The sequence below is a fragment of the Pseudomonas sp. REP124 genome (genome assembly GCF_020164475.1).
Classification (GTDB): domain Bacteria; phylum Pseudomonadota; class Gammaproteobacteria; order Pseudomonadales; family Pseudomonadaceae; genus Aquipseudomonas.
Genome location: NZ_JAIQWX010000035.1, coordinates 21,780 through 48,066, shown reverse-complemented (window position 1 = coordinate 48,066; position 26,287 = coordinate 21,780). Strand labels below are relative to the sequence as shown.

Sequence of the window (26,287 nt, the reverse complement as noted above, 5' to 3'; positions counted from 1 at the left end):
CAGGAGTTCGGTTGGAGGCTTACTCGCTGTCGGGGCTCTTGCGCCGATACGGAAACACATCAATCACCTTCCCCGCCCGAATCGCCCCCTGCAAACCCTTCCAGTAATCGGCGTTGTACAACTCGCCATGCAAGCTGTCGAACAGCTTGCGCTGCCCCGAATCGGCAAACAGGAATGGCGGAAACTCTTCGGGGAATACGTCCAGCGGCCCGATCGAATACCAGGGCTCGGACGCCATTTCATCTTCGGGGGTACGCGGCGGCGGGATGTGGCGGAAGTTGGCTTCGGTGAGAAAGCAGATTTCGTCGTAGTCGTAGAACACCACCCGGCCGTGACGGGTGACGCCGAAGTTTTTCAGCAGCATGTCGCCAGGAAAAATGTTCGCCGCCGCCAGTTGCTTGATCGCCAGACCGTAATCATCCAGCGCCTCGCGAACCTGCGCCTCGTTGGCGTTTTCCAGGTACAGGTTCAACGGCGTCATCCGCCGCTCGGTCCAGCAGTGGCGGATCAGCACCGTGTCGCCTTCCACCGACACCGTGGACGGCGCGACTTCCAGCAACTCTTCCAGGCACGCCGGCTCGAACTTCTCCAGCGGGAAACGGAAGTCGGCGAACTCCTGGGTATCGGCCATGCGCCCGACACGGTCGACGCTTTTCACCAGCCGGTACTTTTCGATCACCGTGGCGCGATCGACGTTTTTCGACGGCGAGAACCGGTCCTTGATGATTTTGAATACGGTGTTGAACCCCGGCAGGGTGAATACGCTCATCACCATGCCGCGCACGCCGGGGGCCATGATGAACTGGTCGTCAGTGTTGGCCAGGTGATTGATCAGTGCCCGGTAGAACTCCGACTTGCCGTGCTTGTAGAAACCGATCGAGGTGTACAGCTCGGCGATGTGCTTGCCCGGCAGGATACGCTTGAGGAAACCGATGAACTCCGCCGGCACCGGCACATCCACCATGAAATACGAGCGAGTGAAGGAGAAGATGATCGACACGTCGGCTTCGTCGGTGATCAACGCATCGATCTGGATGCCGCGACCTTCCAGGTGCAACAGCGGAATCGCCAGCGGCCACTGCTCGTCGGCGGTGTAGATGCGCCCCACCAGGTACGCGCCCTTGTTGCGGTACAGCACCGAGGAAAACAGCTCGACACTCAGATCCGGGTCTTTGCACACCCAATCCGGAAGGTTCTCGCGCAGCTGCGCCTCAAGACGACGCAAGTCGCCGGGCAGATCGGCGTATTCCTCGCTGAAGCGGTAATCGGCAAAGATGCTGGCGAGCATGCCCGACAGCTGGCCCTGGGGCTTGTAGGTGCGGGTTTGTGCAGCGCGGGCCCGACGCAGGCTCGGCCGGGTGGTGTGGATGAACATGCAGCCGTCGCTGATCAGGTCGTGGCTGAACAGGCCGCAGAAAATCGAGTTGTACCAGGTCTCCGACAGCTCATCGTCGAAGCGCAGGTCGATCAGCTTGATGTAGGCGCTTTTGACCAGCGGCCAGCAGCTCACGTCCAGGGTGTCGTCGTCGAACGCGATACGCAGTCGCCCGACCGTTTCGCCGACTTTCTCTTCATAGAGGTTGATCCGCGCTGCCGAAGCCGATTGCGTCTCCTGCCATTGCGCCTGCTCGAACCGGGCCCGCGCACCGTCGGTGATGCGGCGAAAATGCTCGCGGTAATCGTCAAAGCCGTCGAGGATCAGACGGGCGATGTCGGCGGCTGGCCAATTCTGCGGCATGGTGAGACCTCTGCGGGAATTCCAAAGCCTTGAGCTTAGCCAGTGAAGCGGGTGCAGGAGAAGTGTAATTTTTGGCCCGAATTAAATGCCCGATTTGCGGTTGCCATCGATCAGGCGCTCGGCAACACTCTCGTCCCGATCAAGCCAGGAGCGCACCGTGAACCCCGTCGATCTTTTCCGATTACTGTCGCTGGCGGCCATCTGGGGTGCGAGTTTCCTGTTCATGCGCATCATTGCCCCGGAGATTGGCACGATCCCCACTGCGTTTTTCCGGGTGTCCATTGCGGCCGCCGGTTTGCTGGTGATTCTGGGGTTGATGCGGGTGCGCTGGGAATTCAAGGGCAAGCTGAAAACCGTGATGCTGCTGGGGGTGATCAACTCGGGCCTGCCTGCGACGCTTTACTCGGTGGCCGCCCAAGTGCTGCCCGCCGGTTACTCGGCGATCTTCAACGCCACGACGCCTTTGATGGGTGTGTTGATCGGCGGCCTGTTTTTCCATGAACGGCTCACTGTCGCCAGGCTCGGTGGAGTGTTTCTGGGGTTGCTGGGTGTCGGCGTCCTGACCCGTGCCGGTCCCGTTGCCTTTGACACTCAACTGCTGATGGGCGCCCTCTCCTGCCTGCTGGCCACCACCTGCTACGGTTTTGCAGGGTTCCTCGCACGACGCTGGCTGGATCAGGCCGGCGGGCTCGACAGTCGGCTGTCGGCGCTGGGCAGCATGCTGGGGGCTACGTTGTTCCTGTTGCCGCTGTTCGGTTACAGCGCGATCAGCCATCCTCCGGCGAGCTGGGGCGGCTGGAATGTCTGGCTGTCGCTGCTGGGGTTGGGGCTGGTGTGCACGGCCTTTGCCTACATCATTTACTTCCGCCTGCTCACTGCGATCGGCCCGGTGAAGTCATCCACCGTGACCTTTGCGATCCCGCCCTTCGGGGTGTTGTGGGGGGCGATGTTTCTGGATGAGCCGCTGTCGATGGCGCATGTTTATGGCGGGGTGTTGATTGCGGTGGCGTTGTGGTTGGTGTTGAAGCCCACGGCGACCCGGTAATTTGCGGTGATGTTGATGACGCCTTCGCGGGTAAGCCTCGCTCCTACAGGATGGGTATGAACAACCACCAACCCTGTAGGAGCGAGGCTTGCCCGCGAAGAGCTTTACGCCGACTAAAGCCTTAAAGCGCTCGCACCTCACCGATTGGCAACGGCTGTTCACTTTCACCAATGCCATTGACCAACGGCGCACCGAATTCCTCCAGGCTGATCTGGAAACGGTCCCCCGGCTGGGTCTTCACCCCGTCGGCAAACGACAGCGTGGCGGTGCCGAAGTAATGCACGTGGACATCACCGGGACGCAGGAACTGCGCGTACTTGAAGTGATGAAATTCCAGGTTCGCGAGGCTGTGGCACATGTTGTCCTCGCCGCTGAGAAACTCTTTCTCCCAGAGGGTCTGGCCGTCGCGCTTGATGCGGCTGGTGCCGACCAGGTGCCGGGGCAATTCGCCGACGCGCAACTCCGGACCGTAAGAGCAACTACGCAGTTTCGAATGGGCCAGGTACAGGTAGTTGCGGCGCTCCATGACGTGGTCGGAGAACTCGTTGCCCAGGGCATAACCGAGGCGATACGGCAGGCCGTCATGGCCGATGACATAGAGCCCGGTCAGCTCCGGTTCTTCACCGGCGTCCTCTGCAAATGGCGGCACCGGGAAGTCCGCGCCGGGACGCACGACGATGCTGCCGTCGCCCTTGTAGAACCACTCCGGTTGCGCACCGACCTGCCCGTCCGCCGGCTTGCCGCCTTCCAGGCCCCACTTGAACATGCGCATGGTGTCGGTCATACCGGCTTCGACCGCGCCTTCCTGCTGGTGCATCTTGTCCCGCGTCGAAGCGCTGCCCAGGTGAGTCAGGCCGGTGCCGCTGATCAGGCAGTGCGCCGGGTCTTCGTGGTCCAGCGGCGGCAGTATGCGGTGCTCATGCAGCAACTGCGCATAATCGAGGCTCGTTTCGCTGCCACGCAGAATGGTTTCTTCCGCCAGGCTGCGCCCGGCACGGATCGCCGCGAGTGCCAGTTCTCGGGTGCTGCGGGTGTCTTTCAACACCTGGACCTGTGAGCCATCGACCACGCCCACCTGGCGATCGCCGTTACTGTTTTCAAATTGAATCAGGCGCATGTCGGCCTCCGCAAAGTCATGGATGGCGCCGCCCGGAAGCGGCGCTTCAAGGTCACTCGATGATGTTGAATTCGCTCAGGAACTCATCGGAGATTTCCAGGCCCAGACCCGGCTTGTGATCGTCGAGCTGGATGTAGCCGTTGACCGGTTGCGGCTCGCCCTTGAACACGTAGTAGAAGAGTTCGTTTCCGACTTCGACGTCGAACACCGGGAAGAACTCGGCCATCGGCGAAGCGGTGGTGGACATGGTCAGGTGGTAGTTGTGCATCTGCCCGGCGTGAGGAATGACCGGCACCGACCAGGCTTCGGCCATGGCGTTGATCTTGCGCGCGGCGGTGATGCCGCCGACACGGTTGGTGTCGTACTGGATCACGTCGACGGCGCGGCGCTCCAGCAGGTCCTTGAAGCCGTAGGAAGTGAATTCGTGCTCGCCGCCGGAGATCGGCATGATCCCCATTTTTTTCAGTTCGATGTAACCCTCGATGTCATCGGCTATCACCGGTTCTTCCAGCCAGCGCGGTTCGAACTCGGCCAGTTTCGGCAACATGCGACGGGCGTATTCCAGGGTCCAGCCCATGTAGCACTCGAGCATGATGTCCACATCCGGACCTGCCAGTTCACGCAAAGCGCGCACCTGCTCGATGTTGCGACGCATGCCCGCCGGGCCGTCTTTCGGGCCGTAGCCGAAGCGCATTTTCAGCGCGGTGAAACCCTGGTTCAGATAGCCCTGGGCTTCTTCGAGGAACAGGTCGAGGTTGTCGTTGGCGTAGAGCTTGGAGGCGTAGGTCCAGATCTTTTCCTTGGTGCGTCCGCCCAGCAGCTTGAACACCGGCTTGTTGACCGCCTTGCCCATGATGTCCCAGATCGCGATGTCGATCGCCGAGATCGCCGCCATGCCGATGCCCTTGCGGCCCCAGGCGTGGCTCTGGCGGTACATTTTCTGCCAGATGTATTCGTTGTCGAACGGGTCTTCGCCGATGGCGATCGGTGCCAGGTAAGTGTCGATGATTTCCTTGGCCACGCGCGGCGCCAGGGCGCAGTTACCGATGCCGACCAGGCCTGTGTCGGTTTCGACTTCCACCACCAGCCAGCCGTGGAAACGGAACGAGCCCATGGCGTCGCCGCGTTCGAACAGGATGTCGCTGGCGTTGGTGCAGAAGTGCGCCTGAGGGGGAACGACTTTGCCTTTCCACTCGAATACGCGGGTACGGATCGCTTTGATTTTCATGAATACAGTTCCTTGCTGGCGCTTCTTGTAATTGTCGGGTCGTGTGCGCGGAACCGCCTGGTTGGCGGCTTCCGGCATTCGATGGAGCGACTTTAGCCAGCGCCCGGGGACTGCGGATAATCACTTATGCGTATCCGGCGATAACCTGGGGTGATATCGAAAAGCGGTTATTGCCTGAAATGGGTTATCAGGCAAAAAAGCAGTGTGGGAGCGGGCTTGCTCGCGAAGGAGTCCTGTCAGGCAACGAAGATGTCGACTGACAGACCGCATTCGCGAGCAAGCCCGCTCCCACAGGGATTTAGGGTGTTTGGGAGATTTGGGTCAGTGGCGGCTGGCACCCATTCGGCAGGCGATTTCGAAGGCCTGGCGGGTGGCGCCGACGTTGGCCTTGCCTTGGCCTGCGATGTCGAAGGCGGTGCCGTGGGCCGGGGTGGTGATCGGGATTGGCAGGCCGCCCTGCACCGTGACGCCACGGGAGAAGCCCATCAGTTTGATCGCGATCTGTCCCTGGTCGTGATACATGGTCACCACCGCGTCGAAGGCGCTCGCATCACCCTGGACCTTGAGGAAAATCGTATCACCCGGGTACGGTCCTTCGGCGGCGATGCCCTTTGCCTGAGCCGTGCGAACGGCCGGGCCGATGATGTCGATTTCTTCCCGGCCGAAGGAGCCGTTGTCGCCGTTATGCGGGTTCAAACCGCAGACGCCGATCCGCGGTTTCTCCAGGCCGCTGCGCTTGAGGGCGGTGTCGATCAGTTCAATCGCTTCCACCACCCGCTGCTCACTCAACATGCCCGGGACTTCGGACAGAGCGACGTGGGACGTCACCCGCGAAGTCCACAGATTGTCGAGCACGTTGAATTCACAGAACGGCCCATGGAAATCCAGCAGTTCAGCGAACCAGTGCAGCTCGTCGTTGTGGGCCATGCCGGCCATGTGCAGCGAAGTCTTGTTCAGCGGGCCGAAAAGGATCGCGTCTGTAGTACCGGCCTCGGTCAGGCGCAGCGCCTGTTCCAGGGTATCGAGGCTGTAACGTCCGCCAATCACACTGGCTTCGCTACGCGGGAATTCTCCAACCGCAGCGCCGCGAAAATCGTAGAACAGCGGCGTGTCGTCGACGAACGACAACTGCTCAAGCGAATCCACCTGGCGATAAGGAAACTGCACACCGGCGATGTCCATGCCGCGACGCATTTCCGTTTCATCGGCAATCAGAATCACCTGTGCCTTGCTGCGTACTTCAGCCTCAGCGAGCAGCCGGGCGATCAGTTCCGGGCCGATGCCCGCCGGGTCGCCCAGGACCATCGCGATGGTAGTTTTTTTCATGCTTCACTCCTCAAGGGTTCAGGCTGCGCCCGGTCAATGGCGCAAGGCTCGCAGCGATAGATGTGCTGCGCGTTGCTGTAGAACAGTCGCTCCTGATCGGCCACGGGCAGATCGGCGACGATGGATTTGAAACCGCTGTAGATGTCATCGAACGAGCCGCACAGGCTGTCCACCGGAAAGTTGCTGGCGAACATCACCCGGGCGGTGCCGAACATGGCGATCACCTCGCGCACGATCCAGGCGTTGTCGATGGCGCGCCAGGCCCTGCCCGCCTGGCCCAGCCCGGAAATCTTCACCTGCACGTTGGGCCACTGGGCCAGACGCGACATCGCCAGGCGCCAGCCGGCCAGGCCTTCGGCGCTGCGATCGCTGGGCAGGCCGGCGTGGTTGAGGATCAGCGTGGTGCCCGGAAAATCCCGGGCCAGGCGCTCGGCTTCGTGCAGGTTCCACCAGGGCGTCTGCAGGTCGAAATGCAGCCCCAGCCCTTGCAGCGCGGCATAACTGCGGCGCCAGTGTTCATTGCTCATCAGGCTGCGCACATGGCCGACCTCGGCCGGCGACACAGGGCCACCGGGTTTGTGCCGCACGCTGCGCACACATTTGTAACTCGCTTGCTCGGTGAGCACCGCGATGGCGTCCGGATGATCGAGCCAGGCTTGCGCGACGATCGCGTTCGGCACGCCGTAGCGGGCGGCCAGTTGTTCGATGAAGCGGGTCTCACCAATCGGGTCCTGCGGGTCCCACTCGGTCTCGATGTACACCGTTTGCACGACGTTATGGGGACCGGCATCGGCGAAGTAATCGTCAGGAAAATAACGACTTTTGATCGCACTGTAATCGCCGTAGCGAAACGGGATGTTGGCCTCGGGCGCGAGCCACGGATGATGGTTGATCGTCGGGTCCCAGAAGTGGTGATGGGCGTCGATGATCGGGCCTTTCCATAGGCTTCTTGAAGACGACTCAGCCATGACGCACCTCATCCAGGCTGATGAACAGGGTGGCGAGCACGAACACTGCCGAACACACCGCGAAGAACCCGAGCACCGGCGCGAAGCCACCGCTCATTTGCAGAATCACACCGACCAGAATCGGCACCGCGATACCGCCGGTGCTGCCGGCCATATTCATCACGCCTCCGATCAGACCGACCCGCGCAGGCGCCGCCAGCAACGCCGGGAAGCTCCAGTAGAGACTGCCCCACATCAGGAAGAACGCGGTCAGGGCCAAGAGAGCCACGGCGGCGTAGGGATTGCTCAAGGTCGGCAACAACAGGAAGGCGCCGAGGGCCACCAGGCCGGAAAATGCCAACAGACTCTTGACCGCCACGCCGCGTTTAACGCCCTTGCGGATCAGGCCGTCGCAGAGGAAACCACCGGTCAGCGAACCCAAGGCGCCGCAGATGAAAATCACGAAGGTCGCCGCGCCAATGCCCTTGATGTCAAAGCCGCGAGCCTGAGACAGATAACTCGGGCCCCAGGTCAGCAGACCGAAATACACCATCGCCCAACTGGCTCGCCCGATCAGCAGGCCGCTCAAGGAACGGGCGGCGATGCCCAATCCTTTGACTGGCGCACGGGCTGCCTCCGCGGCAGGCGTGGCGCGCCCGGCGTTGATCTTTTCCAGCTCCAGCGCATTGACCTGCGGATGGGTATTGGGGTCATCGCGCAGATAACGCCACGCCAGCCAGGCCAGCGCCAGGGTCGCGACACCGGCGATCACGAACGCCAGACGCCAGGAATCCAGCGCGACAATCAGATAGGCGATGATCAGGCCACCAAGCGCCACGCCCAACGGGCTGCCGCTGTCCATCAACACCGCGCCGCGACTGCGCTCGCTCGGCGCGAGCCACAGGGAAATCAACTTGCCACCGGACGGGAACAACGGTGCTTCCGAAGCCCCCAACGCCACGCGGGCAAACAACAACGACAGGCCGCCGGTGGCAAACGCCGCGAGTACCTGGAAGGTGCCCCACAAGCCGGTGGACCAGCCGATCACCCGATGCGGGCCGAAGCGATCGATCAGCCAGCCGCCGGGAATCTGCAACAGCGCATAGGCCCAAAAAAAGCTGCTGAGAATCAGCCCTTGCATGCTCGGTGACAGGGAAAATTCGTTGGCGATGGTGGGCATTGCGATGGACAGCGACACACGATCAATCAGGTTGACCATGGTCAGTGCAAAGATGATCGCGAAGATCCGCCAGCGCACATTGCTGGCCTTGGCGGCGGTGGTCTGCGGGATTGCAGCGGCAGCGGCAGCGGACGGAGCCTCGGCGCCGGGCAATTGCAGGGAAGCACTGGGACGAGCCATGGTGCGTACCTCTTTTATTATTTTTGTGAAGACGCCGCAATTTCGCGGCCTTGGCGAGCACTATCGAAGGCTCAGCGATAACCGTCTAATCAAACCTGGAAATAAGGCGATAGCCTTGAGTTATGGCACACGGCCCTTTCAATGAGCTTTCACCCCTCCAGCGACTGTTTCCACTTGTTTCCAGAACACCGCACCCTGTAGCAGCTGGCGAAGCCTGCGTCCGGCTGCGAAGCATTCGTAAAATCAGCTAATGCGGTGTTTCAGATAGACCTCGCACACAGGGTTTGCGACTGTTGCGCAGCCGGACGCAGGCTTCGCCAGCTGCTACAGGTCTGCAACATTTGACCTGCACACTAAAGAGCTATAACCCCAGGCTATCGGTGTATGTATTGTTTTGACTAGACGCGACGACCCGACGTTCCCACACTCGGTCCAGGCTTGCGGCTTTACCGCGCAGACAAGTCACTCATAACAAATACAAAAACGAGGCTCTTCCACCATGCGAAATGCATTCGTCCGTCGCACATCCCGTCTGATGCTTGGCTGCTCACTGATCGCCGCCGGCACCCTTCCTGCTCTCGCCAACGCGGCCTGGCAACCGGACAAGAACGTCGAAATCATCGTTGCCGGCGGTCCTGGTGGCGGTACCGACCAGCTCGGTCGCCTGATCCAGTCGATCATCACCACCCACAAGCTGCTCGACGTGAACACCATCGTCCTGAACAAGGGCGGTGGCAATGGCGCCGAAGCCTTTCTCGACATGAAGATGAACAAGGGCGATGCCGAGAAACTGGTGATCGGCACCAACAACATCTACCTGCTGCCGCTGGTCTCCAAGCTCGGTTACCAATGGCAGGAACTGACGCCGATCGCCGCAGTGGCCGAGGATGACTTCATTCTCTGGAGCTACAAGGGCGCGCCGTGGAAAGACGCGAAAGGCTTCTATGACGCGGTCAAGGCCGACCCGTCGAAACTGCGCATGGGCGGCAGCCAGTCCAAGGACGTCGACCAGACCCTGACCCTGCTGCTCAACCAGACCAACAACAGCAAACTGGTGTACATCCCGTTCAAGAGCGGCAGCGAGGCCGCCACGCAACTGGCCGGCAAACACATCGCCGCCAACGTCAACAACCCCAGCGAAAGCATCAGCCAATGGCGCGGTGATCAGGTCGAACCGCTTTGCGTTTTCAGTAAAGAGCGCATGACCTACACCGAAAAAGTCGCCGGCGACAAAGCCTGGGCCGACGTACCCACCTGCCACGAACAGGGCCTGGGCATCGATCAGTACCGCTTCCCGCGCACCGTGTTCATGCCCGGCGAAGTCAGCGCCGAGCAGCGCGCGTTCTACGTCGAACTGATGCGCAAGGTCACCGAGACCCCGGAGTTCAAGGCCTACGTCAAGCAGAACGCGCTGGTGCCGACTTTCCTCGAAGGCGAGCCGCTGACCGCCTACATCGAACATGACACCGCCCGCGTCACCCCGGTGTTCAAGGAAGCCGGCTGGCTGAAAAACTAAAGTTGTCCGGCCGCTCGCCTGCGGGCGGCCGTCCTCTGCTGGAGACGTTTTCATGTCCCATTCTTCGGATTCACCGGCGCTGGTCGGCACCCGCTGGGTCGAACTCGGCCTGGCGCTGTTCACCACTGTGCTTGGCGTGGTGGTGATGTTCGGCAGCTACGAACAAGGCATCGGCTGGGGCGACGCCGGCCCCGAGCCGGGTTACTTCCCCTTCTATATCGGTCTGCTGTTGAGCGCAGCCAGCATCGCCAACGGCGTATTGGCGCTGGTGCGCTGGCAGGTCTTGAGTGTGGCGTTCGTCAGCCGCAGTGCGTTCCGCCAGGTGATGTCGGTGTTCCTGCCTATTGCCCTGTTTGTCGGCGCCATGCCGTTCACCGGCATTTACCTCGCATCGGTCGTGTTCATCGCCTGGTTCATGTGGCGTGACACCGATCGCGCCAAACCTTATGGCAAGTGGATGATCGCCTGCGTGTCCATTGGCGCGGCACTGTTCAGCTATCTGGTTTTCGCATTGTGGTTCAAGGTCCCGCTGGATGCAGGTCCCCTGGGCGACGGTATTGCCCTGGCCTGGAGACATTTCAAATGAGCGAATTCGATTCCCTGCTGCAAGGCATGAACCTGATCCTCACCCCGGGTCACATCGGCCTGATGGTGGTCGGCGTGCTGCTGGGCATTCTGGTCGGCGTGTTGCCCGGCCTCGGCGCCCCCAACGGCGTGGCGTTGCTGCTGCCGCTGACGTTCACCATGTCGCCGGTGTCGGCGATCATCTTGCTGTCGTGCATGTATTGGGGGGCGTTGTTCGGCGGATCGATCACTTCGATTCTGTTCAACATACCCGGTGAGCCCTCATCGGTGGCGACGACCTTCGACGGCTACCCGATGGCCCGCGAAGGCCGCGCCGCCGAAGCCCTGACAGCCGCGTTCAGCTCGGCACTGATCGGCGCCCTGTGCGGGGTCATGCTGCTGACCTTCCTGTCGACCCGCATTGCCGAGTTCGCCATGTCCTTCAGCTCGCCGGAGTTCTTCGCGGTGTATCTGTTGGCGTTCTGCACCTTCATCGGCATGAGCAAGAACCCGCCGCTGAAAACCGTGGTGGCGATGATGATCGGCTTCGCCATGGCGGCGGTCGGCATGGACACCGTGTCCGGCAACCTGCGCCTGACCTTCGACCAGCCGATGCTGATGACCGGCATCAGCTTCGAAGTGGCGGTGATCGGCCTGTTCGGCATCGGCGAAATCCTCTGCACCGTGGAGGAAGGCCTGGTGTTCCGTGGCGAGCATGCGCGGATTACGCCGATGGTGATTCTGCGCACCTGGGCCAAGCTGCCGCGCTACTGGTGGACGATCGTGCGCAGCACGCTGGTGGGTTGCTGGATGGGCATCACTCCCGGCGGTCCGACGGCGGCATCGTTCATGAGCTACAGCCTGGCGCGACGTTTCTCCAGGAACCGCGACAACTTCGGTAAAGGTGAAGTCGAAGGGGTGATCGCTCCGGAAACCGCCGACCACGCCGCCGGTACCAGCGCCCTGCTGCCGATGCTGACCCTGGGCATTCCAGGTTCCGCTACTGCCGCGGTGATGCTCGGTGGCCTGATGATCTGGGGCCTGCACCCTGGCCCGACGTTGTTCGTCGAACAGCACGACTTCGTCTGGGGCCTGATCGCTAGCATGTACCTGGGCAACGTGGTGAGTCTGATCGTGGTATTGGCGACCGTGCCGTTGTTCGCCTCGATCCTGCGCATTCCGTTCTCGATCATTGCGCCGATCATCATCATGGTCTGCGCCATCGGCGCCTACTCGGTGCACAACTCGTTCTTCGACGTGGTGCTGATGCTCGGCTTCGGCGCGCTGGGTTACCTGTTCAAGAAACTCGGCTACCCGATCGCCCCGCTTGTGCTGGCGGCGGTGTTGGGCGATAAGGCGGAAGATGCGTTCCGTCAGTCGATGCTGTTCTCGGACGGGCAACTGGGGATCTTCTGGTCCAACCCGTTGGTGGGCAGCCTGACCACGGCCGCCCTGCTGATGCTGTTCTGGCCGATGATTTCCAAAGCGCTGCAAACCCTGATCGGCCTGCGCAAATCCCCTGCCGCCAAGGCAAAATCGGTGCTGTGACACAGCAATGCTGGCAACGCCTGACATTTGTTGTCAGGCTTGCCGCAGTCTTTTCTGCGAGCGCGGCCCATGACCCGAATTCCTGTTGCCAATGTGATCCACAGCCGTCTGCGTCTGCGCCAACTGCGCTTGATGCTGGCGCTGCAGGAATTGGGCTCGTTGCGCCGCGCCGCCGACCATATCGGCATGACCCAGCCGGCGGCGACCAAGATGCTCCACGAAGCCGAGGATCTGCTCGGTGTCGAACTCTTCGAACGTCTGCCCCGGGGCATGCGTGCGACCCCGTTCGGGGAAACCGTCATCTACTACGCGCGCATGGTGTTTGCCGAACTCAGCGGCATGCGCGAGGAACTGGTGGCGCTCGAATCCGGCAACCTCGGTCGGGTTGCGGTCGGGGCCATTCCGGCGTTGGCGTCGGGGTTGTTGACCCGAACCATCGCGACGCTGAAACAAAGCCATCCGAGGTTGTCGATGAGTATTCAGGTCGATACCAGCGATGTGTTGGTGCAGGCGCTGTTGCAGGATCAACTGGATGTGGTGCTGGGGCGAATCCCGGTCGGGGCGCGGGCCGAAGAATTGCTCTTCGACAGCCTTGGCGAAGAAGCCTTGTGCGTGATTTGCGGCGCGGAAAATCCGCTGGCGAAGGAAACGCAACTGAGCTGGGCCGAATTGCAGAACCAGACCTGGGTGCTGCAACAGCATCCAAGCCCGATGCGCGCGATCATCAATCAGGTGTTTCACAACGCGCGGGTCGACATCCCCAGCAGCATCGTCGAGACCACCTCGATCATGACCTTGCTGTCGCTGATCCAGCAGACCGACATGCTCGGCGTGACACCGGTTTCGGTAGTCGAGGATTACCCGGGGCGCGACTTGCTCGCGGTGCTGCCGATCAAGTTCGAGGCACGGTTGCCGCCTTATGGCTTGATCACCCGGCGTCATCGCATTCAATCGTCGGCGATGCAGGCGTTCATGCATTCGGTGCGCGCCGAACATACGCTGGCCAAATGAAAAGACCCAGCGCAATCAATGCACCGGGCCTTTTTCGGTTTACGCGGTTTTACGGAATACGAAGAACAGACCGATGATGATCAGCAGCATCCCCAGCAGGCTAAACGCCGCCAGCTTGTTGCCGAAAATCAGGTAGTCCATCACCGCCGTCACCGCCGGTACCAGATAAAACAGGCTGGTGACATTCACCAGATTGCCCCGGGCGATCAGGCGATACAGCAGCAGGGTCGCCAGCACCGACACCACCAGCCCCATCCACAGCACCGGCACGACAAACCCCGTGTTGTGCTCGAAATGAAACGGCTGAAATGGCACGAAGATTCCGCACAGCAGCAATCCCGCGAGGTACTGCACGGGCATCGTGCCGAGAGGGTTTTCAGTAATGCGCTTTTGCATGATCGAGCCGAACGTCATGCTCGCCAGCGCCAGCAAACCAAAGAGCATCCCGGCCAGCGACATACCGGCCAGACCGATGCCCTGATACACCACCATGATCAACCCGGCGAGCCCCAGGCACAGGCCGAAAATCCGGCTGGCCGAGCGCTGACGCTCCATGATCACCACAGTGAGAATCGGCTGAACGCCCATGATGGTCGCCATCACTCCCGGCGTGACTTTCAAGTCCAGGGCCAGCAGATAGAAAATCTGATAAGCCCCCAGCAACACCACCCCGGTGGCCATCGCGTACTGCATCGGTTTCCCGCCCTTGGGTAACTTCAGCTTGAGCAACGGCACCAGCAACACCAGCCCGCACAGGGCGATGACAAAGCGAAACAGCAGAAAGGCAAAGGGAGAGGCGTGAGCCAGGCCCCATTTGGAGAAAATCGCCCCGCTGCTCCACAGCAGGACGAACAGGCTCGTGGAAGTCGCCGCGAGCGCGGACTGTCTGGAAAAAGCAAACATGAATACCACCTGTAGTCAGGCAAAAAGCCAACTCAGCCGAAGCTGAAATTCAGTCGTTGTTTCAGGCGGGCGGCAGGGATCAGCAGAAAACGCCGATCAGCCCCGAATGCCAACACCCGGCGGTGAAACCACCGCGCACACTGGAGTGCGACTGACAGGAGGGGGGTAATGACTGATCTGCACAGGCTGCTGATTCCCGCACGGCACGACGCCAGCGTTGACCGCTGAATCGACTACCGCGTTGATGAGGGATGCAGGCATGGGCTGATCTTTTTGATGAGGTGGAGGGTGTGCTGAGAGACACCGAGCGCTGACTATAACCAGCGGGTGACATGAATTGCAATGACTTGAACAGTCAAAGGAGGAGAGATCCTCGTATCTTGAAAACTATGCAATTTATGACCAGCAATGGAGCGGGTATGCGTAAAGCTCTAAAAAAATCTAGGCAGAGGAAAGGCTGTGGCGCTGCTAGAAACAAGGCTATAGGGCTGACTGCAAGCCAACTGCGTTTACTCAATGCAGCGTTTGAAGGAGCCGCTACCGATGAGCCTGTCGGCGTTCTGGCAGGAGCGTCTTTCAAACTCTCCTCATAACGACACGCTCCCTGTAGGAGCTGCCGAAGGCTGCGATCTTTTGATCTTGTTCTTAAAAAAAGCAAAATCAAAAGATCGCAGCCTTCGGCAGCTCCTACAGGGCAGTGTTTTTCATTCGGCAGGAGACACTACCCGAACAGCCAATACCCCAACAACGTCAACACCACCACCGCCAGCACCGGCCGCAACACCCGATAAGCCTTGGGATTACGCCGTTTCCACTGCTTGACCACGCCACTGACCTTGTCGCTCGAATTCTTGCTCCAGGCGTAGGCCTTGTTGATCCCCCCGACGCGCTCATCGTCCAGATTCTGCGGTGCGGTGGCACGACCGAGGAAAGCGCTGATCGCGCGGTTGATGCGGGTCATCAGGCGGTTGCTCAAGGGGCGCTCGATGTCGCAGAACAGGATGACACGGGTCTTGTCGGTTTCGTTCTTGACCCAGTGCACGTAGGTCTCGTCGAACATCACGTCCTCACCGTCGCGCCAGGCATAGACCTGGCCGTCGACGAAGATGCGGCAGTCGTCGGAGTTGGGTGTCGAGAGGCCCAGGTGATAACGCAGAGAGCCGGCGAATGGATCGCGGTGGGGGTTGAGGTGGCTGTTGCCCGGCAACAGCGCGAACATGGCGCCCTTGACGTTGGGAATGCTGCTCACCAGTTCCACGGTTTTCGGGCACAGCAGCTCGGCCGAAGGCAAGGGGCTGTCGTACCACTTGAGGTAGAAACGCTTCCAGCCTTTCTTGAAGAACGAGCCGAAACCGGCGTCGTTGTTCTTTTCGGCGGCGCGAATGTAGCCCTCATCGAACAAGTGCATCGCTTCGTCGCGAATGACTTCCCAATTGTCCTTGAGCACATCCAGTTCGGGGAATTTGCTGCGGTCCAGGTAGGGTTTGGAAGGAACGCCGGAGAACAGGTACATCAGGGCGTTGTAGGGAGCGAAAAGGGCCGAATGGTTGACGAACTGGCGCAGAACCGGCAATCGCGCCTTGCCCCGCAAATGCACATAGAGGGTGCTGCCCAGAAACAGCAACAACAACGAGGCCTTTGCGGCAAGGGATAAGGTCATCAACAACTCCTTGGTAACAGACACTTTGCACAACGCCATTTGCCCGACATTGCTGTCGGCATATAAACACGACCGACTTCAGGGAAAAACCGTCTGCCCCAACATTCTGTATCAATAAATACGCAATAAAGCCTTTATTAACATGCGATGCCTGAACGCCGGCTGACCTGATCCACCCAAAAAGTCCAACGCTGTGGCGAACCCTTCGCCACAGCGTTCGATCGTCAAACCCTTACTGCTGATTCTCCTGATCGGTGAACAGATCGCTGAACAGCATGCTCGACAGGTAGCGCTCACCGGAGTCGGGCAGGATCACCACGATCGTCTTGCCCTGCATTTCCGGCGTTTCGGCCAAACGAACCGCCACCGCCATTGCCGCGCCGCAGGAGATGCCACACAAAATCCCTTCTTCCTGCATCAGACGCAGGGCCATGGCCTTGGATTCGTCGTCGCTGACCAATTCCACGCGGTCGACGATCGACAGGTCCAAATTCTTCGGCACGAAACCGGCACCGATACCCTGGATCTTGTGCGGGCTCGGCTTGATTTCCTCACCCGCCAGCGCCTGGCTGATCACTGGCGATACAACGGGCTCCACAGCGACCGAAATGATCGGTTTGCCCTGGGTATTCTTGATATACCGCGATACACCGGTGATGGTTCCGCCTGTTCCGACGCCTGACACCAGAACGTCGACCGCGCCGTCAGTGTCGTTCCAGATTTCGGGACCGGTGGTCTTTTCATGGATGGCCGGGTTGGCCGGATTGTCGAACTGCGCCGGCATGAAGTACTTGGACGGATCGCTGGCAACGATCTCACCGGCTTTCTCGATCGCGCCTTTCATGCCCTTGGCCGGCTCGGTCAGCACCAATTCCGCCCCCAGAGCCTTGAGCACCTTACGCCGCTCGATACTCATCGACGACGGCATGGTCAGCATCAACTTGTAGCCCCGCGCCGCAGCGACGAAGGCCAGGCCGATGCCGGTGTTGCCGGAGGTTGGCTCGACGATGGTCATGCCAGGCTTGAGTCTGCCGGTGCTTTCGGCGTCCCAGATCATGTTCGCGCCAATCCGGCACTTGACCGAGTAACCGGGGTTGCGCCCTTCGATCTTGGCCAGAATGGTCACGCCGCGCGGGGCGATACGGTTGATCTGTACCAGCGGCGTGTTGCCGATGGAATGGGCGTTGTCAGCGAAGATACGGCTCATGACGGGTCCTTGATACAGCATTCGATAGCGCACAAAGGTAAGCCTGTTGCCCGTGGTCGTCCAGTCGGGTCGAACGTCCGGGTGTCAGCGCAGTCAATGGCTTTAGATTGCCAGAGATTTGCGAGCATGAAACGTCGATACCGCTGGCCCTTGTGGACCCTCGCCGGCCTCGTTGCGCTGCTGATTGCCCTGCACTTCGCCCTGCCCTATCTGGTGCGCGATTACCTCAATGAGCGCTTGGCTGACATGGGCGATTACCGCGGCCAGATCACTGACGTGGACCTGGCCTTGTGGCGCGGTGCCTACAAGATCAATGGCCTGAAAATCGTCAAGGTCGAAGGCAAAGTGCCGGTGCCGTTTGTCGATGCGCCTTTGATCGACCTTTCAGTCAGTTGGCATTCCCTCTGGTATGACCGTGCGGTCGTGGCCGAAGTGAGGTTCGTCAATCCCGAGGTAAATTTCGTCGATGGCGGCGCCAACAAAAAGAACTCGCAAACCGGTGAAGGCACCGACTGGCGCGCCCAACTGGGCAAATTGCTGCCGATTACCTTGAACGAGGTAAAAATCGATGACGGCAAGATCAGTTTCCGCAACTTCAACTCCAAGCCCCCGGTGAACATGAATGCCACTAACGTCAATGCCAGCATCTACAACCTGACCAACGTGGCCGACACCGAAGGCAAACGCGATGCTCGTTTCGAAGGCAAGGCCCTGTTGCTAGGTCATGCGCCTCTGGAAACCAATGCCACCTTCGACCCGCTGAGCAATTTCGAGGAATTCGAGTTCCGCCTGCGGGCCAGAGACATCGAACTCAAACGCATGAATGACTTTGCCTCTGCCTACGGCAAGTTCGACTTCAATGCCGGCCACGGGGATGTGGTCATTGAGGCACAGGCTAAAAAGGCGAAACTGACCGGGTACATCAAGCCGTTGTTGAAAGATGTCGACGTATTCAATTGGCAGCAAGATGTCGAGAACGAGAAGAAAGGCCTGTTCCGCTCAGTGTGGGAAGCCTTGGTGGGAGGAACCGAAACCGTCCTGAAAAACCAGGGTAAAAACCAGTTCGCCACAAGAGTCGAACTTAGCGGCAATGTCCATCAGCAAAATATCAGCGCGTTCGAAGCGTTTTTGCAGATTTTGCGCAACGGATTCATCCAGGCCTTCAATGCCCGCTATGAACGGCCGAAGCCGGATGCCGGTTAAGGTTTGCGAGTAACGACGTAGCGGCCGTTTTCTTCGGCCGCACGCTGCTGATTCGTCTGCTGTTGTAGGAAATCCCAGCCCAGGCAAGCAAGGGCCAATGAGCGTGGTACCGCTTCGCGACCGCTGCTGTAACGACTGATACTGCGGGTACTGACGCCCAATGCCTCGGCAGCCTGGTTGAGCGGCAAACCGGTGCGAGCGCGCCAGTCGATGAAGATCCGGGTATTTTCGTCCGATGCGTTTTGCGCCAGCGCATCCAGGTACAGAGTGTCGGCACCGATCTGGATGTCCAACTCGGGCCATTCGACACTCCAGCCATCGTCGCCCAATTCGACGCCATTGAAGGCGTCACCGTGCAAAGGTTGCAGCCCCGGATAGGCTTGCAAGTCATGGGTCAGGTCAAGGGTCAGTTGCTGACCGTCAATAAAGGTCAGAGCCAGACGATAATCCGGCAGCGCCTGAACCCTGGTCAGCCTTGGTCGTTTCATGGGTAACATCGTTTCCAATCCTCCAGTAATTGCGTCTGATGGGCCCTTACCCAATCCAGCGCTTCCTTGATGATCAGCGGCGGCGCCTTGCCTCTCATCACTTCGATGGTTTCCAGGCTCAGCATGACATCCAGCCCGCCACCGGTGAGGTGGACGTGGGGTGGCGGACGGTCCTTTTCACGCAACTGAATGCGGTATGTATCGCGGAATCGGTATTTGGTAGACATGCGCCGAACGCTATCGCCAAAATGGCGATAGCTCAATACTGGCGAGCCGCCGAGACTGAGTCAAGATGTGACGCTCCATTCAGAGACTGAATAAGCCGTCTGCGTTCACAGTCGACCGGACACCGCGTTATAGTCGGGGCTGACTATTTGTTGTTATTGCGCCCCGCCCTGCCTCGCTCAGGTCGGCATAAACCGTTCGAGGATTAGCAGATGAAGTTCGAAGGCACCCAGGCCTACGTCGCCACCGATGACCTGAAGCTGGCGGTCAACGCCGCCATCACCCTGGAGCGGCCGCTGCTGGTCAAGGGCGAACCGGGCACCGGCAAGACCATGCTCGCCGAGCAGTTGGCCGAATCCTTTGGCGCCAAGCTGATTACCTGGCACATCAAATCCACCACCAAGGCTCACCAGGGCCTGTACGAGTACGACGCGGTCAGCCGTCTACGCGATTCGCAGCTGGGCGTGGACAAGGTTCACGACGTTCGCAACTACTTGAAGAAGGGCAAGCTCTGGGAAGCCTTCGAATCCGAGGAGCGGGTGATCCTGCTGATCGACGAGATCGACAAGGCCGACATCGAGTTTCCCAACGACCTGCTGCAAGAACTCGACAAGATGGAGTTCTACGTTTACGAGATCGACGAGACCATCAAGGCCAAGAAGCGTCCGATCATCATCATTACCTCCAACAACGAGAAAGAGCTGCCGGACGCCTTCCTGCGCCGCTGCTTCTTCCACTACATCGCCTTCCCAGACCGTAGCACCCTGCAGAAAATCGTCGACGTGCACTACCCGGACATCAAGAAAGACCTGGTCAGCGAAGCGCTGGACGTGTTCTTCGATGTACGCAAGGTGCCGGGCCTGAAGAAGAAGCCTTCGACTTCCGAATTGGTGGACTGGCTCAAGCTGCTGATGGCCGACAACATCGGTGAAGCGGTGCTGCGCGAGCGCGATCCGACCAAGGCCATCCCGCCGCTGGCCGGTGCCCTGGTGAAAAACGAACAGGACGTGCAACTGCTCGAGCGTCTGGCGTTCATGAGTCGTCGCGGCGCTCGATAAGGGTCAACACCATGTTGCTCAACCTGTTCAATGAGATGCGTGCAGCCAAGGTACCGGTTTCGGTGCGCGAGCTGCTGGACCTGATCAACGCGCTCAAGCAGCGCGTCACCTTCGCGGACATGGACGAGTTCTACTACCTGTCCCGAGCGATCCTGGTGAAGGACGAACGGCATTTCGACAAGTTCGACCGGGCCTTCGGTGCCTATTTCAATGGCCTGGACAAGCTCGACGACCACTTGCAGGCCCTGATTCCGGAAGACTGGTTGCGTAAGGAGTTCGAACGCTCGCTGACCGATGAAGAGCGCGCGGCGATTCAGTCCCTCGGTGGCCTGGACAAGCTGATCGAGGAGTTCAAGAAACGCCTGGAAGAGCAGAAGGAACGCCATGCCGGCGGCAACAAGTGGATCGGCACCGGTGGCACCAGCCCGTTCGGCTCCGGCGGCTTCAACCCGGAAGGCATTCGGGTCGGCGATGCCGGCAAGCGCCAGGGCAAGGCGGTCAAGGTCTGGGACCAGCGCGAGTACAAGAACCTCGATGATTCGGTGGAGCTTGGCACGCGCAACATCAAGGTCGCCCTGCGTCGTCTGCGCAAGTTTGCCCGTCAGGGTGCGGCGGAGGAGCTGGATATCGACGGCACCATCGACCACACCGCCAAGGACGCCGGCCTTTTGAATATCCAGATGCGTCCGGAACGGCGCAACACGGTCAAACTGCTGTTGCTGTTCGACATCGGCGGCTCGATGGACGCCCATGTGAAGATCTGCGAGGAACTGTTCTCGGCCTGCAAGACCGAGTTCAAGCATCTGGAGTACTTCTACTTCCACAACTTCATTTATGAATCGGTGTGGAAGAACAACATGCGCCGCACCTCCGAACGCACCTCGACCATGGACCTGCTGCACAAGTACGGTGCCGACTACAAAGTGATCTTCATCGGCGACGCCGCCATGGCGCCCTATGAAATCACCCAGCCGGGCGGCAGCGTCGAGCACTGGAACGAAGAAGCAGGCTACGTGTGGATGCAGCGCTTCAAGGAGAAGTACAAGAAGCTCATCTGGATCAACCCGTATCCCAAGGACACCTGGGGCTACACCTCGTCGACCAACATCGTGCGGGATTTGATCGAGGACCAGATGTATCCGCTGACCTTGCGGGGGTTGGAGGAAGGGATGCGGTTTCTGTCCAAGTAACTCGGTTTACTGGGCGGACGCCATCGCGGGCAAGCCCGCTCCCACAGTGTTTAGCGTCGTGCACAGACTTTGTGTTCACGGCAAAACCTGTGGGAGCGGGCTTGCCCGCGATGCTTTTAGCTATTCAAAAAGCGCTGCAAATACTCAACTTGCTCCCGATGCGCAACCTCCTGCACCACCGGCCGCAACCGCACCGACGCCCCGGGCAAACACTGCGCCAACCGCGCCAGCGCCAACGGCGTCAACGCCCCCAGCCTTGGATACCCGCCGATGGTCTGCCGATCATTGAGCAACACGATCGGCTGCCCGTCCGGCGGCACCTGCACCGCCCCCAGCGGAATACCCTCGGAAATCATCGGCTTGCCCTGATACTGCAACGCCGTGCCCAACAACCGAATCCCCATCCGGTCGCCACGGCTGTCGAGGTTCCACACGCTGTTGAACGCATCGAACAGGCTCTGCCCGCTGAACTCACCGATTTGCGCCCCGAGTATCAAGTCCAGCGGCGCATCCAGGCTCAGGTCGGGCTGCTGCTCCGGGGTCAACGCCCGCAGCAACATCACTGAACTGCCCGAATAGCTCAGCTGCGCGCCCTTGCCCAGCGCCCGACCCATGCCATCCAGTCCACCCAGTTCTTCACGCACCACGGTTGCGCTGCTGCCCAACACCTTGGGCGCCTCGAAACCGCCAGGGGCCGCCAGATAGGCGCGAGCGCCGAGCAAGGGCTGGGTAAATTGCAGGCGCTGGCCTTTGCCCAACCTGAAACTGCGCCACGGTGCCAGCGGCTCGCCGTCCAGTTGCGCGCCAAGATCAGCGCCGGCCAGCGCCAGCACGCAATCGTCCTGCGCAACCACAGTAAAACCGCCGAGGGTGATCTCGATCACCGATGCGTCGAGCCCGTTGCCCAGCAGCCAGTTGGCCCAGGACATCGAGCGCCAATCCAGCCCACCACCCTGTGTCACCCCCAGATGGCGCACGCCGAAACGGCCGGCGTCCTGCAACAGACACAATGGCGTACTCGCCTCAATCGTCAGACGGCTCATGCCAAGGCCTCCAGTGGCGTGTCGTCACCGCCCAGGTTGATGAACTCGGCATGTCCGACCGCTTCGAAGCGCACGGTGTCGCCCGGTTGCATCAGGCTGTAGCCGTCACGGTTGCGGTCGAACAGTTTGGCCGGCGTGCGGCCGATCAGGTTCCAGCCACCCGGCGACACCACCGGATACGCCGCCGTCTGTCGCTCGGCGATGCCGACGCTGCCAGCGGCGACTTTCTTGCGCGGCGTGTTCAGGCGCGGGGCGGCGAGCACTTCTTCCACCATCCCCATGAAAGCGAACCCCGGCGCGAAACCCAGGGCGAACACCTGGTATTCACGTTCGCTGTGACGGCGGATCACCTCTTCCACCGCCAGCCCGCTGCGCTGTGACAGCAGCGTCAGCTCCGGCCCCACGCTCAGGTCGTACCACACCGGCAATACATGGCAGGTGCCACGTGTGCGGGCGTTGGGCGACAGATCGATCAAGGCCTCGGCGATCAGCTCTCGGGCCTGGGACGGACTCAACGCGGTCAGGTCGTAATGCACCATCAAGGTCGTGTAGGACGGCACCAGATCGATCAACTGCGCGCCAAACGCGGTCCGCAGGCTTTCGCTGGCCGCCAGCATCCAGGGCATGTTGGCTTCGGCGATTTCGTCGAACAGGCGCACCATCAGACAATCGAGCGCGACCACTTCCACCCGCAGTTTCATGACGCGCTCTGCTCGTTCAGGGCCTGACGGATACGTTGCACGGCCGCCACCGAACTGGCGTTGTCGCCGTGCACGCAAAGGGTGTTGGCCTGCAAATGCAAGGCGCTGCCGTCGCTGGCGGCGAGGTGCTCGCCACGGGCAATCGTCAGGGCCTGACCGATGATTTTCTCCGACTCGTGATGCACCGCTCCTGGCAGGCTTCGGGAAACCAGCATGCCGGCACTGTCGTAGGCGCGGTCGGCGAAGGCTTCGAACCAGAGGGTCACGCCATATTCGTCACCCAGTCGCTGCGCCGCGCTGTTGTCTTTGGTCGCCATCAGCATCAAAGGCAGGCTGCGATCGTAAGAAGCCACGGCCTGCAGCACCGCGCGCAGTTGCGCCGGGTTGGCCATCATGTCGTTGTACATCGCTCCGTGGGGTTTGACGTAGCTGACCCGCCCGCCCTGGGCGCGGCAGATGCCGTCGAGGGCGCCGATCTGGTAATGCAGGATGTCCTGAAGTTCCTGGGCGGCGTAGGCCATGGAGCGGCGACCGAACCCCACCAGGTCCTGATAGGCCGGGTGAGCGCCGATCTGCACGCCGTGGCTGAGGGCCAGGCTGACGGTCTTGCGCATGATGCTCGGATCGCCGGCGTGAAAGCCGCAGGCGATGTTGGCGCAATCGATGAATGGCATGACTTCCGCGTCCAGACCCATGGTCCAGTTGCCGAAACTCTCGCCAATGTCGCAATTCAATAGCAGGCGGCTCACGATGAACACTCCTGTAGGTTTTATTCTTTTTTGCTGCGGGACATATCCGTCAGACAGGCCCGCAGATTAACAGTTACCGACTTCGAGTCATTGCGTGTCGAGTTGCTTGCCCCGGGTTTCCGGCAGGCTAAGGGCGGCCAGGATGACCACACCGTAGGACACCGCCGCAAAGGCCCCGATACCAACACTCAGCGGCACAGTCTGGCTGAGCAGGCCGATCAGCAGCGGGAACAAGGCCGCCAGCGCCCGGCCGATGTTGTAGCAGAAACCCTGGCCCGAACCGCGAATCCGCGTTGGGAACAACTCGGTGAGGAACGCGCCCATGCCGCTGAAAATGCCCGAGGCGAAAAAGCCCAGCGGGAAGCCCAGCCACAGCATCACGCCATTGCTGACCGGCATCTGCGTGTACAGCAGGACGATGGTGAACGAGCCGACCGCGAACAGGATGAAGTTCTTTTTCCGCCCAAGGATGTCGGTCAGATAGGCGCTGATGACGTAACCGACGTAGGAACCGATGATCACCATCGCCAGATAACCGCCCGTACCCAGTACGCTCAGACCCCGCTCGTTCTTCAGAAAAGTCGGAAGCCAGGAAGTGATCGCGTAGTAGCCGCCCAGCGCACCGGTGGTCAGCAAGGATGCGCGAATGGTGGTGAAGAGCATGCCGGGGGCGAAGATCTCGTAGAACTTCGAAGGGTTGGCCGGAGCTTCCTTGGCCTTGGCTTCACGGTAGATTTCCGGGTCTTTCACCAGACGGCGAACGAAAATCACGAACACCGCTGGGACGATGCCGAGGATGAACAGTGCTCGCCAGGCATCTTCCGGTGGCAAGACCGAGAACAGCAGCGCATACAGAATTGCTGTCAGCCCCCAACCCAGCGCCCAGCCGGATTGCACCATGCCTACGGCCTTGCCGCGATCCTTGGCGCGGATGACTTCACCGATCAGCACCGCACCAGCGGTCCACTCGCCGCCGAAACCGAAGCCCATCAGGGTCCGGGCGATCAGCAGTTGTTCATAGCTTTGGGCGAAACCGCAGAGGAAGGTGAAGAAGGCGAACCACAGCACGGTCAGTTGCAGCGTGCGCACCCGGCCGATGCGGTCGGAGAGAATCCCCGCCACCCAGCCGCCGATGGCCGAGGCGATCAGGGTGCTGGTGTGAATCAGCCCGGCCTGGCCGGTGGTGATGCCCCACATGGCAATCAGGGTCGGCACCACGAAGCTGAGCATCTGGGTGTCCATGCCGTCCAGGCCATAGCCGATCTTGCAGCTCCAGAAGGTACGGCGTTCCTGCTGATTGATGTTGCGATACCAGTCGAAAGGTCCGGGGCGAGCCGTGGCTTTCGGGATGGCGGTGGTGTCGGGCGCACTCATGGCAAATCTCCGCGCTGATTTTATTGGTATTGTTCTGAGCCCCGACGACGCCTATCGTGGGAACCGGATGGCCTGATTTTTGGGCGCGCGGCCCCGTCGCGTCCAACTAATAAAAACCCGCCTTAGACATAAGAAATTTTTATCCCATGAACCTGAAGTTTCTCGAGACCTTCGTCTGGGTCGCCCGTCTCAAGAGTTTTCGCCTGACCGCCGACAAGCTCTTCACCACCCAGGCGTCGATCTCCAGCCGCATCGCCGTGCTCGAAAGCGAACTGGGCGTGAAGCTGTTCGTGCGCGACTCCCGGGGCGTGAGCCTGACGCCGGAAGGCCTGAAAGTGCTCGATTACGCCGAGCAGATGATGGACACCATGCAGGCGCTCAAGCAGTCGATCGAGACCCGCTCGAGCAAGGCCGGGCGCGTGCGGATCGGGGTGATGGACACGGTGATCCATACCTGGCTCAGCCCGCTGGTGGCGCAGATCACCGATCACTATCCGCTGCTCGAAATCGAGCTGGTGGCGGATACGTCGCTCAATCTCTGCGATCAGCTGCAAAAAGGTTTTCTCGATGTGGCCCTGCAAACCGATCTGCTGCGTCAGGAAAGCGTGCGCAGCCTGGAACTGGCCAGCCATCCGATCGGCTGGATCGCCGCCAGCAATTCGCTGTACAACCGCGAATACGCAGGCGTTGCCGATCTGGGCAGTGAGCGGATCATCACCTACTCGAAAAACTCCCATCCTCACCAGGAAGTGCTCGCTCTGATGCAGGCCAACGGCGTCATGGCGCCGAGGCTGAACTGTGTGAATTCGGTGTCGGCGATCACCCGCTTGCTGCGTGACGGTTTCGGGATCGGCGCCCTGCCGCCGGTGCTGGTGGCCGAGGAACTGGCGCGTGGGGAACTGACCCTGCTGGACATCGACCAGCGTCCGCCGGATCTGCAGGTGGTGGTGTCGTGGCGGGTGGGCGCGGAATGGGTCGAGGAGATTGTGGCGTTGTGTCAGCAGGTGCTGGAGGGGTATGCGCGCAGGGTGGGTGAGCGTTACATCACCCTGGCGCGCTGACTTTCTTGATCCTGTGGGAGCGGGC

24 protein-coding genes are annotated in these 26,287 nt (G+C 60.6%); 9 read left to right on the top strand and 15 right to left on the bottom strand.

Features of this window, described 5'->3' with window-relative positions; genetic code table 11:
- Positions 1–19 precede the first annotated feature (19 nt).
- Positions 20–1,738 (bottom strand): bifunctional isocitrate dehydrogenase kinase/phosphatase, encoded by a 1,719-nt coding sequence (gene aceK / locus K9857_RS11555; RefSeq protein WP_224535881.1) that lies wholly within the window; start codon positions 1,736–1,738, stop codon positions 20–22.
- Between the two features lie 157 nt (positions 1,739–1,895).
- Between aceK and K9857_RS11550 the strand changes: the two genes are divergently transcribed.
- Entirely contained in the window at positions 1,896–2,783 is an 888-nt protein-coding gene (locus tag K9857_RS11550; RefSeq protein WP_224535879.1) for a DMT family transporter, read from the top strand.
- Between the two features lie 121 nt (positions 2,784–2,904).
- Here K9857_RS11550 and araD1 read toward each other — a convergent pair whose 3' ends face one another.
- The 5 genes from araD1 to K9857_RS11525 form a co-directional block, all read right to left on the bottom strand.
- The gene (araD1, locus tag K9857_RS11545) at positions 2,905–3,900 is read right to left on the bottom strand and encodes an AraD1 family protein (protein ID WP_224535877.1); all 996 of its coding nucleotides are present in this window, start codon (positions 3,898–3,900) and stop codon (positions 2,905–2,907) included.
- Positions 3,901–3,952: 52 nt separating this feature from the next.
- Positions 3,953–5,128, bottom strand: coding sequence for an L-rhamnonate dehydratase (locus K9857_RS11540; protein WP_175376138.1), 1,176 nt, complete (start codon positions 5,126–5,128; stop codon positions 3,953–3,955).
- 321 nt (positions 5,129–5,449) lie between these two features.
- Positions 5,450–6,454, bottom strand: a complete 1,005-nt coding sequence (locus tag K9857_RS11535; protein WP_224535874.1) for a 4-hydroxythreonine-4-phosphate dehydrogenase PdxA — start codon at positions 6,452–6,454, stop codon at positions 5,450–5,452.
- Positions 6,451–7,422 (bottom strand): amidohydrolase family protein, encoded by a 972-nt coding sequence (locus K9857_RS11530; RefSeq protein WP_224535872.1) that lies wholly within the window; start codon positions 7,420–7,422, stop codon positions 6,451–6,453. Before K9857_RS11530 ends, K9857_RS11535 begins: the two co-directional genes overlap by 4 nt.
- Positions 7,415–8,761, bottom strand: a complete 1,347-nt coding sequence (locus K9857_RS11525) for an MFS transporter (RefSeq protein ID WP_224535870.1) — start codon at positions 8,759–8,761, stop codon at positions 7,415–7,417. Before K9857_RS11525 ends, K9857_RS11530 begins: the two co-directional genes overlap by 8 nt.
- 499 nt (positions 8,762–9,260) lie before the next feature.
- Between K9857_RS11525 and K9857_RS11520 the strand changes: the two genes are divergently transcribed.
- From K9857_RS11520 to K9857_RS11505, 4 genes are all read left to right on the top strand, one after another.
- The gene (locus K9857_RS11520; RefSeq protein ID WP_224535868.1) at positions 9,261–10,277 is read left to right on the top strand and encodes a Bug family tripartite tricarboxylate transporter substrate binding protein; all 1,017 of its coding nucleotides are present in this window, start codon (positions 9,261–9,263) and stop codon (positions 10,275–10,277) included.
- 52 nt (positions 10,278–10,329) lie between these two features.
- Complete coding sequence (locus tag K9857_RS11515) at positions 10,330–10,863, top strand: tripartite tricarboxylate transporter TctB family protein (protein ID WP_224535866.1); 534 nt, start codon at positions 10,330–10,332, stop codon at positions 10,861–10,863.
- A complete protein-coding gene (locus K9857_RS11510) occupies positions 10,860–12,389 on the top strand; it encodes a tripartite tricarboxylate transporter permease (RefSeq protein WP_224535864.1) in 1,530 nt (509 codons plus the stop codon). Before K9857_RS11515 ends, K9857_RS11510 begins: the two co-directional genes overlap by 4 nt.
- A 69-nt stretch (positions 12,390–12,458) precedes the next feature.
- Entirely contained in the window at positions 12,459–13,400 is a 942-nt protein-coding gene (locus tag K9857_RS11505; protein ID WP_224535862.1) for a LysR family transcriptional regulator, read from the top strand.
- Between the two features lie 39 nt (positions 13,401–13,439).
- Here the strand turns inward: K9857_RS11505 and K9857_RS11500 are convergent, their stop codons facing one another.
- From K9857_RS11500 to cysK, 3 genes are all read right to left on the bottom strand, one after another.
- Positions 13,440–14,303: a DMT family transporter gene (locus K9857_RS11500; protein ID WP_224535860.1), complete on the bottom strand. Its 864-nt coding sequence runs from the start codon at positions 14,301–14,303 to the stop codon at positions 13,440–13,442.
- 721 nt (positions 14,304–15,024) lie between these two features.
- Entirely contained in the window at positions 15,025–15,963 is a 939-nt protein-coding gene (locus K9857_RS11495; protein ID WP_224535857.1) for an aspartyl/asparaginyl beta-hydroxylase domain-containing protein, read from the bottom strand.
- Between the two features lie 232 nt (positions 15,964–16,195).
- A complete protein-coding gene (cysK, locus tag K9857_RS11490) occupies positions 16,196–17,170 on the bottom strand; it encodes a cysteine synthase A (RefSeq protein ID WP_224535855.1) in 975 nt (324 codons plus the stop codon).
- A gap of 126 nt (positions 17,171–17,296) precedes the next feature.
- Here cysK and K9857_RS11485 point away from each other — a divergent pair, with 126 nt between their 5' ends.
- On the top strand, positions 17,297–18,373 hold the full coding sequence (locus tag K9857_RS11485; RefSeq protein ID WP_224535853.1) for a DUF748 domain-containing protein: 1,077 nt from the start codon (positions 17,297–17,299) through the stop codon (positions 18,371–18,373).
- On the opposite strand, the gene K9857_RS11480 is transcribed toward K9857_RS11485, so the two are convergent.
- Both K9857_RS11480 and K9857_RS11475 read right to left on the bottom strand, forming a co-directional pair.
- A complete protein-coding gene (locus K9857_RS11480) occupies positions 18,370–18,870 on the bottom strand; it encodes a DUF2442 domain-containing protein (RefSeq protein ID WP_224535851.1) in 501 nt (166 codons plus the stop codon). The genes K9857_RS11485 and K9857_RS11480 overlap by 4 nt on opposite strands.
- Complete coding sequence (locus tag K9857_RS11475) at positions 18,858–19,088, bottom strand: DUF4160 domain-containing protein (RefSeq protein ID WP_224535848.1); 231 nt, start codon at positions 19,086–19,088, stop codon at positions 18,858–18,860. The genes K9857_RS11480 and K9857_RS11475 overlap by 13 nt, the downstream gene beginning before the upstream one ends.
- Positions 19,089–19,298: 210 nt before the next feature.
- Between K9857_RS11475 and K9857_RS11470 the strand changes: the two genes are divergently transcribed.
- Together K9857_RS11470 and K9857_RS11465 are read left to right on the top strand one after the other, a co-directional pair.
- Positions 19,299–20,144 (top strand): AAA family ATPase, encoded by an 846-nt coding sequence (locus K9857_RS11470; RefSeq protein WP_224535846.1) that lies wholly within the window; start codon positions 19,299–19,301, stop codon positions 20,142–20,144.
- Between the two features lie 11 nt (positions 20,145–20,155).
- Positions 20,156–21,334 (top strand): vWA domain-containing protein, encoded by a 1,179-nt coding sequence (locus tag K9857_RS11465; RefSeq protein ID WP_110966881.1) that lies wholly within the window; start codon positions 20,156–20,158, stop codon positions 21,332–21,334.
- A gap of 116 nt (positions 21,335–21,450) precedes the next feature.
- On the opposite strand, the gene K9857_RS11460 is transcribed toward K9857_RS11465, so the two are convergent.
- The 4 genes from K9857_RS11460 to K9857_RS11445 form a co-directional block, all read right to left on the bottom strand.
- Positions 21,451–22,377 carry a biotin-dependent carboxyltransferase family protein gene (locus tag K9857_RS11460; RefSeq protein ID WP_224535844.1) on the bottom strand — a complete coding sequence of 309 codons (927 nt, stop codon included), beginning with the start codon at positions 22,375–22,377 and terminating at the stop codon, positions 21,451–21,453.
- Positions 22,374–23,078: a 5-oxoprolinase subunit PxpB gene (gene pxpB, locus K9857_RS11455; protein WP_224535842.1), complete on the bottom strand. Its 705-nt coding sequence runs from the start codon at positions 23,076–23,078 to the stop codon at positions 22,374–22,376. The genes K9857_RS11460 and pxpB overlap by 4 nt, the downstream gene beginning before the upstream one ends.
- Positions 23,075–23,827 (bottom strand): 5-oxoprolinase subunit PxpA, encoded by a 753-nt coding sequence (locus K9857_RS11450; protein WP_224535839.1) that lies wholly within the window; start codon positions 23,825–23,827, stop codon positions 23,075–23,077. Before K9857_RS11450 ends, pxpB begins: the two co-directional genes overlap by 4 nt.
- An 87-nt stretch (positions 23,828–23,914) precedes the next feature.
- Positions 23,915–25,201: an MFS transporter gene (locus tag K9857_RS11445; RefSeq protein WP_224535837.1), complete on the bottom strand. Its 1,287-nt coding sequence runs from the start codon at positions 25,199–25,201 to the stop codon at positions 23,915–23,917.
- 146 nt (positions 25,202–25,347) lie between these two features.
- Between K9857_RS11445 and K9857_RS11440 the strand changes: the two genes are divergently transcribed.
- Positions 25,348–26,262, top strand: a complete 915-nt coding sequence (locus K9857_RS11440) for a LysR family transcriptional regulator (RefSeq protein WP_224535836.1) — start codon at positions 25,348–25,350, stop codon at positions 26,260–26,262.
- The last annotated feature ends 25 nt before the right edge of the window (positions 26,263–26,287 follow it).

Excerpts from the sequence above, each read along its gene's own strand:
- K9857_RS11515 (WP_224535866.1), top strand. The coding sequence starts at position 10,330 with ATGTCCCATTCTTCGGATTCACCGGCGCTGGTCGGCACCCGCTGGGTC.
- araD1 (WP_224535877.1), bottom strand. The coding sequence starts at position 3,900 with ATGCGCCTGATTCAATTTGAAAACAGTAACGGCGATCGCCAGGTGGGC.
- aceK (WP_224535881.1), bottom strand. The coding sequence starts at position 1,738 with ATGCCGCAGAATTGGCCAGCCGCCGACATCGCCCGTCTGATCCTCGAC.
- K9857_RS11505 (WP_224535862.1), top strand. The coding sequence starts at position 12,459 with ATGACCCGAATTCCTGTTGCCAATGTGATCCACAGCCGTCTGCGTCTG.
- cysK (WP_224535855.1), bottom strand. The coding sequence starts at position 17,170 with ATGAGCCGTATCTTCGCTGACAACGCCCATTCCATCGGCAACACGCCG.
- K9857_RS11480 (WP_224535851.1), bottom strand. The coding sequence starts at position 18,870 with ATGTTACCCATGAAACGACCAAGGCTGACCAGGGTTCAGGCGCTGCCG.
- K9857_RS11520 (WP_224535868.1), top strand. The coding sequence starts at position 9,261 with ATGCGAAATGCATTCGTCCGTCGCACATCCCGTCTGATGCTTGGCTGC.
- K9857_RS11440 (WP_224535836.1), top strand. The coding sequence starts at position 25,348 with ATGAACCTGAAGTTTCTCGAGACCTTCGTCTGGGTCGCCCGTCTCAAG.
- K9857_RS11535 (WP_224535874.1), bottom strand. The coding sequence starts at position 6,454 with ATGAAAAAAACTACCATCGCGATGGTCCTGGGCGACCCGGCGGGCATC.
- K9857_RS11445 (WP_224535837.1), bottom strand. The coding sequence starts at position 25,201 with ATGAGTGCGCCCGACACCACCGCCATCCCGAAAGCCACGGCTCGCCCC.
- K9857_RS11540 (WP_175376138.1), bottom strand. The coding sequence starts at position 5,128 with ATGAAAATCAAAGCGATCCGTACCCGCGTATTCGAGTGGAAAGGCAAA.
- K9857_RS11525 (WP_224535870.1), bottom strand. The coding sequence starts at position 8,761 with ATGGCTCGTCCCAGTGCTTCCCTGCAATTGCCCGGCGCCGAGGCTCCG.
- K9857_RS11485 (WP_224535853.1), top strand. The coding sequence starts at position 17,297 with ATGAAACGTCGATACCGCTGGCCCTTGTGGACCCTCGCCGGCCTCGTT.
- K9857_RS11500 (WP_224535860.1), bottom strand. The coding sequence starts at position 14,303 with ATGTTTGCTTTTTCCAGACAGTCCGCGCTCGCGGCGACTTCCACGAGC.
- pxpB (WP_224535842.1), bottom strand. The coding sequence starts at position 23,078 with ATGAAACTGCGGGTGGAAGTGGTCGCGCTCGATTGTCTGATGGTGCGC.
- K9857_RS11470 (WP_224535846.1), top strand. The coding sequence starts at position 19,299 with ATGAAGTTCGAAGGCACCCAGGCCTACGTCGCCACCGATGACCTGAAG.
- K9857_RS11495 (WP_224535857.1), bottom strand. The coding sequence starts at position 15,963 with ATGACCTTATCCCTTGCCGCAAAGGCCTCGTTGTTGTTGCTGTTTCTG.
- K9857_RS11465 (WP_110966881.1), top strand. The coding sequence starts at position 20,156 with ATGTTGCTCAACCTGTTCAATGAGATGCGTGCAGCCAAGGTACCGGTT.
- K9857_RS11530 (WP_224535872.1), bottom strand. The coding sequence starts at position 7,422 with ATGGCTGAGTCGTCTTCAAGAAGCCTATGGAAAGGCCCGATCATCGAC.
- K9857_RS11510 (WP_224535864.1), top strand. The coding sequence starts at position 10,860 with ATGAGCGAATTCGATTCCCTGCTGCAAGGCATGAACCTGATCCTCACC.
- K9857_RS11475 (WP_224535848.1), bottom strand. The coding sequence starts at position 19,088 with ATGTCTACCAAATACCGATTCCGCGATACATACCGCATTCAGTTGCGT.
- K9857_RS11460 (WP_224535844.1), bottom strand. The coding sequence starts at position 22,377 with ATGAGCCGTCTGACGATTGAGGCGAGTACGCCATTGTGTCTGTTGCAG.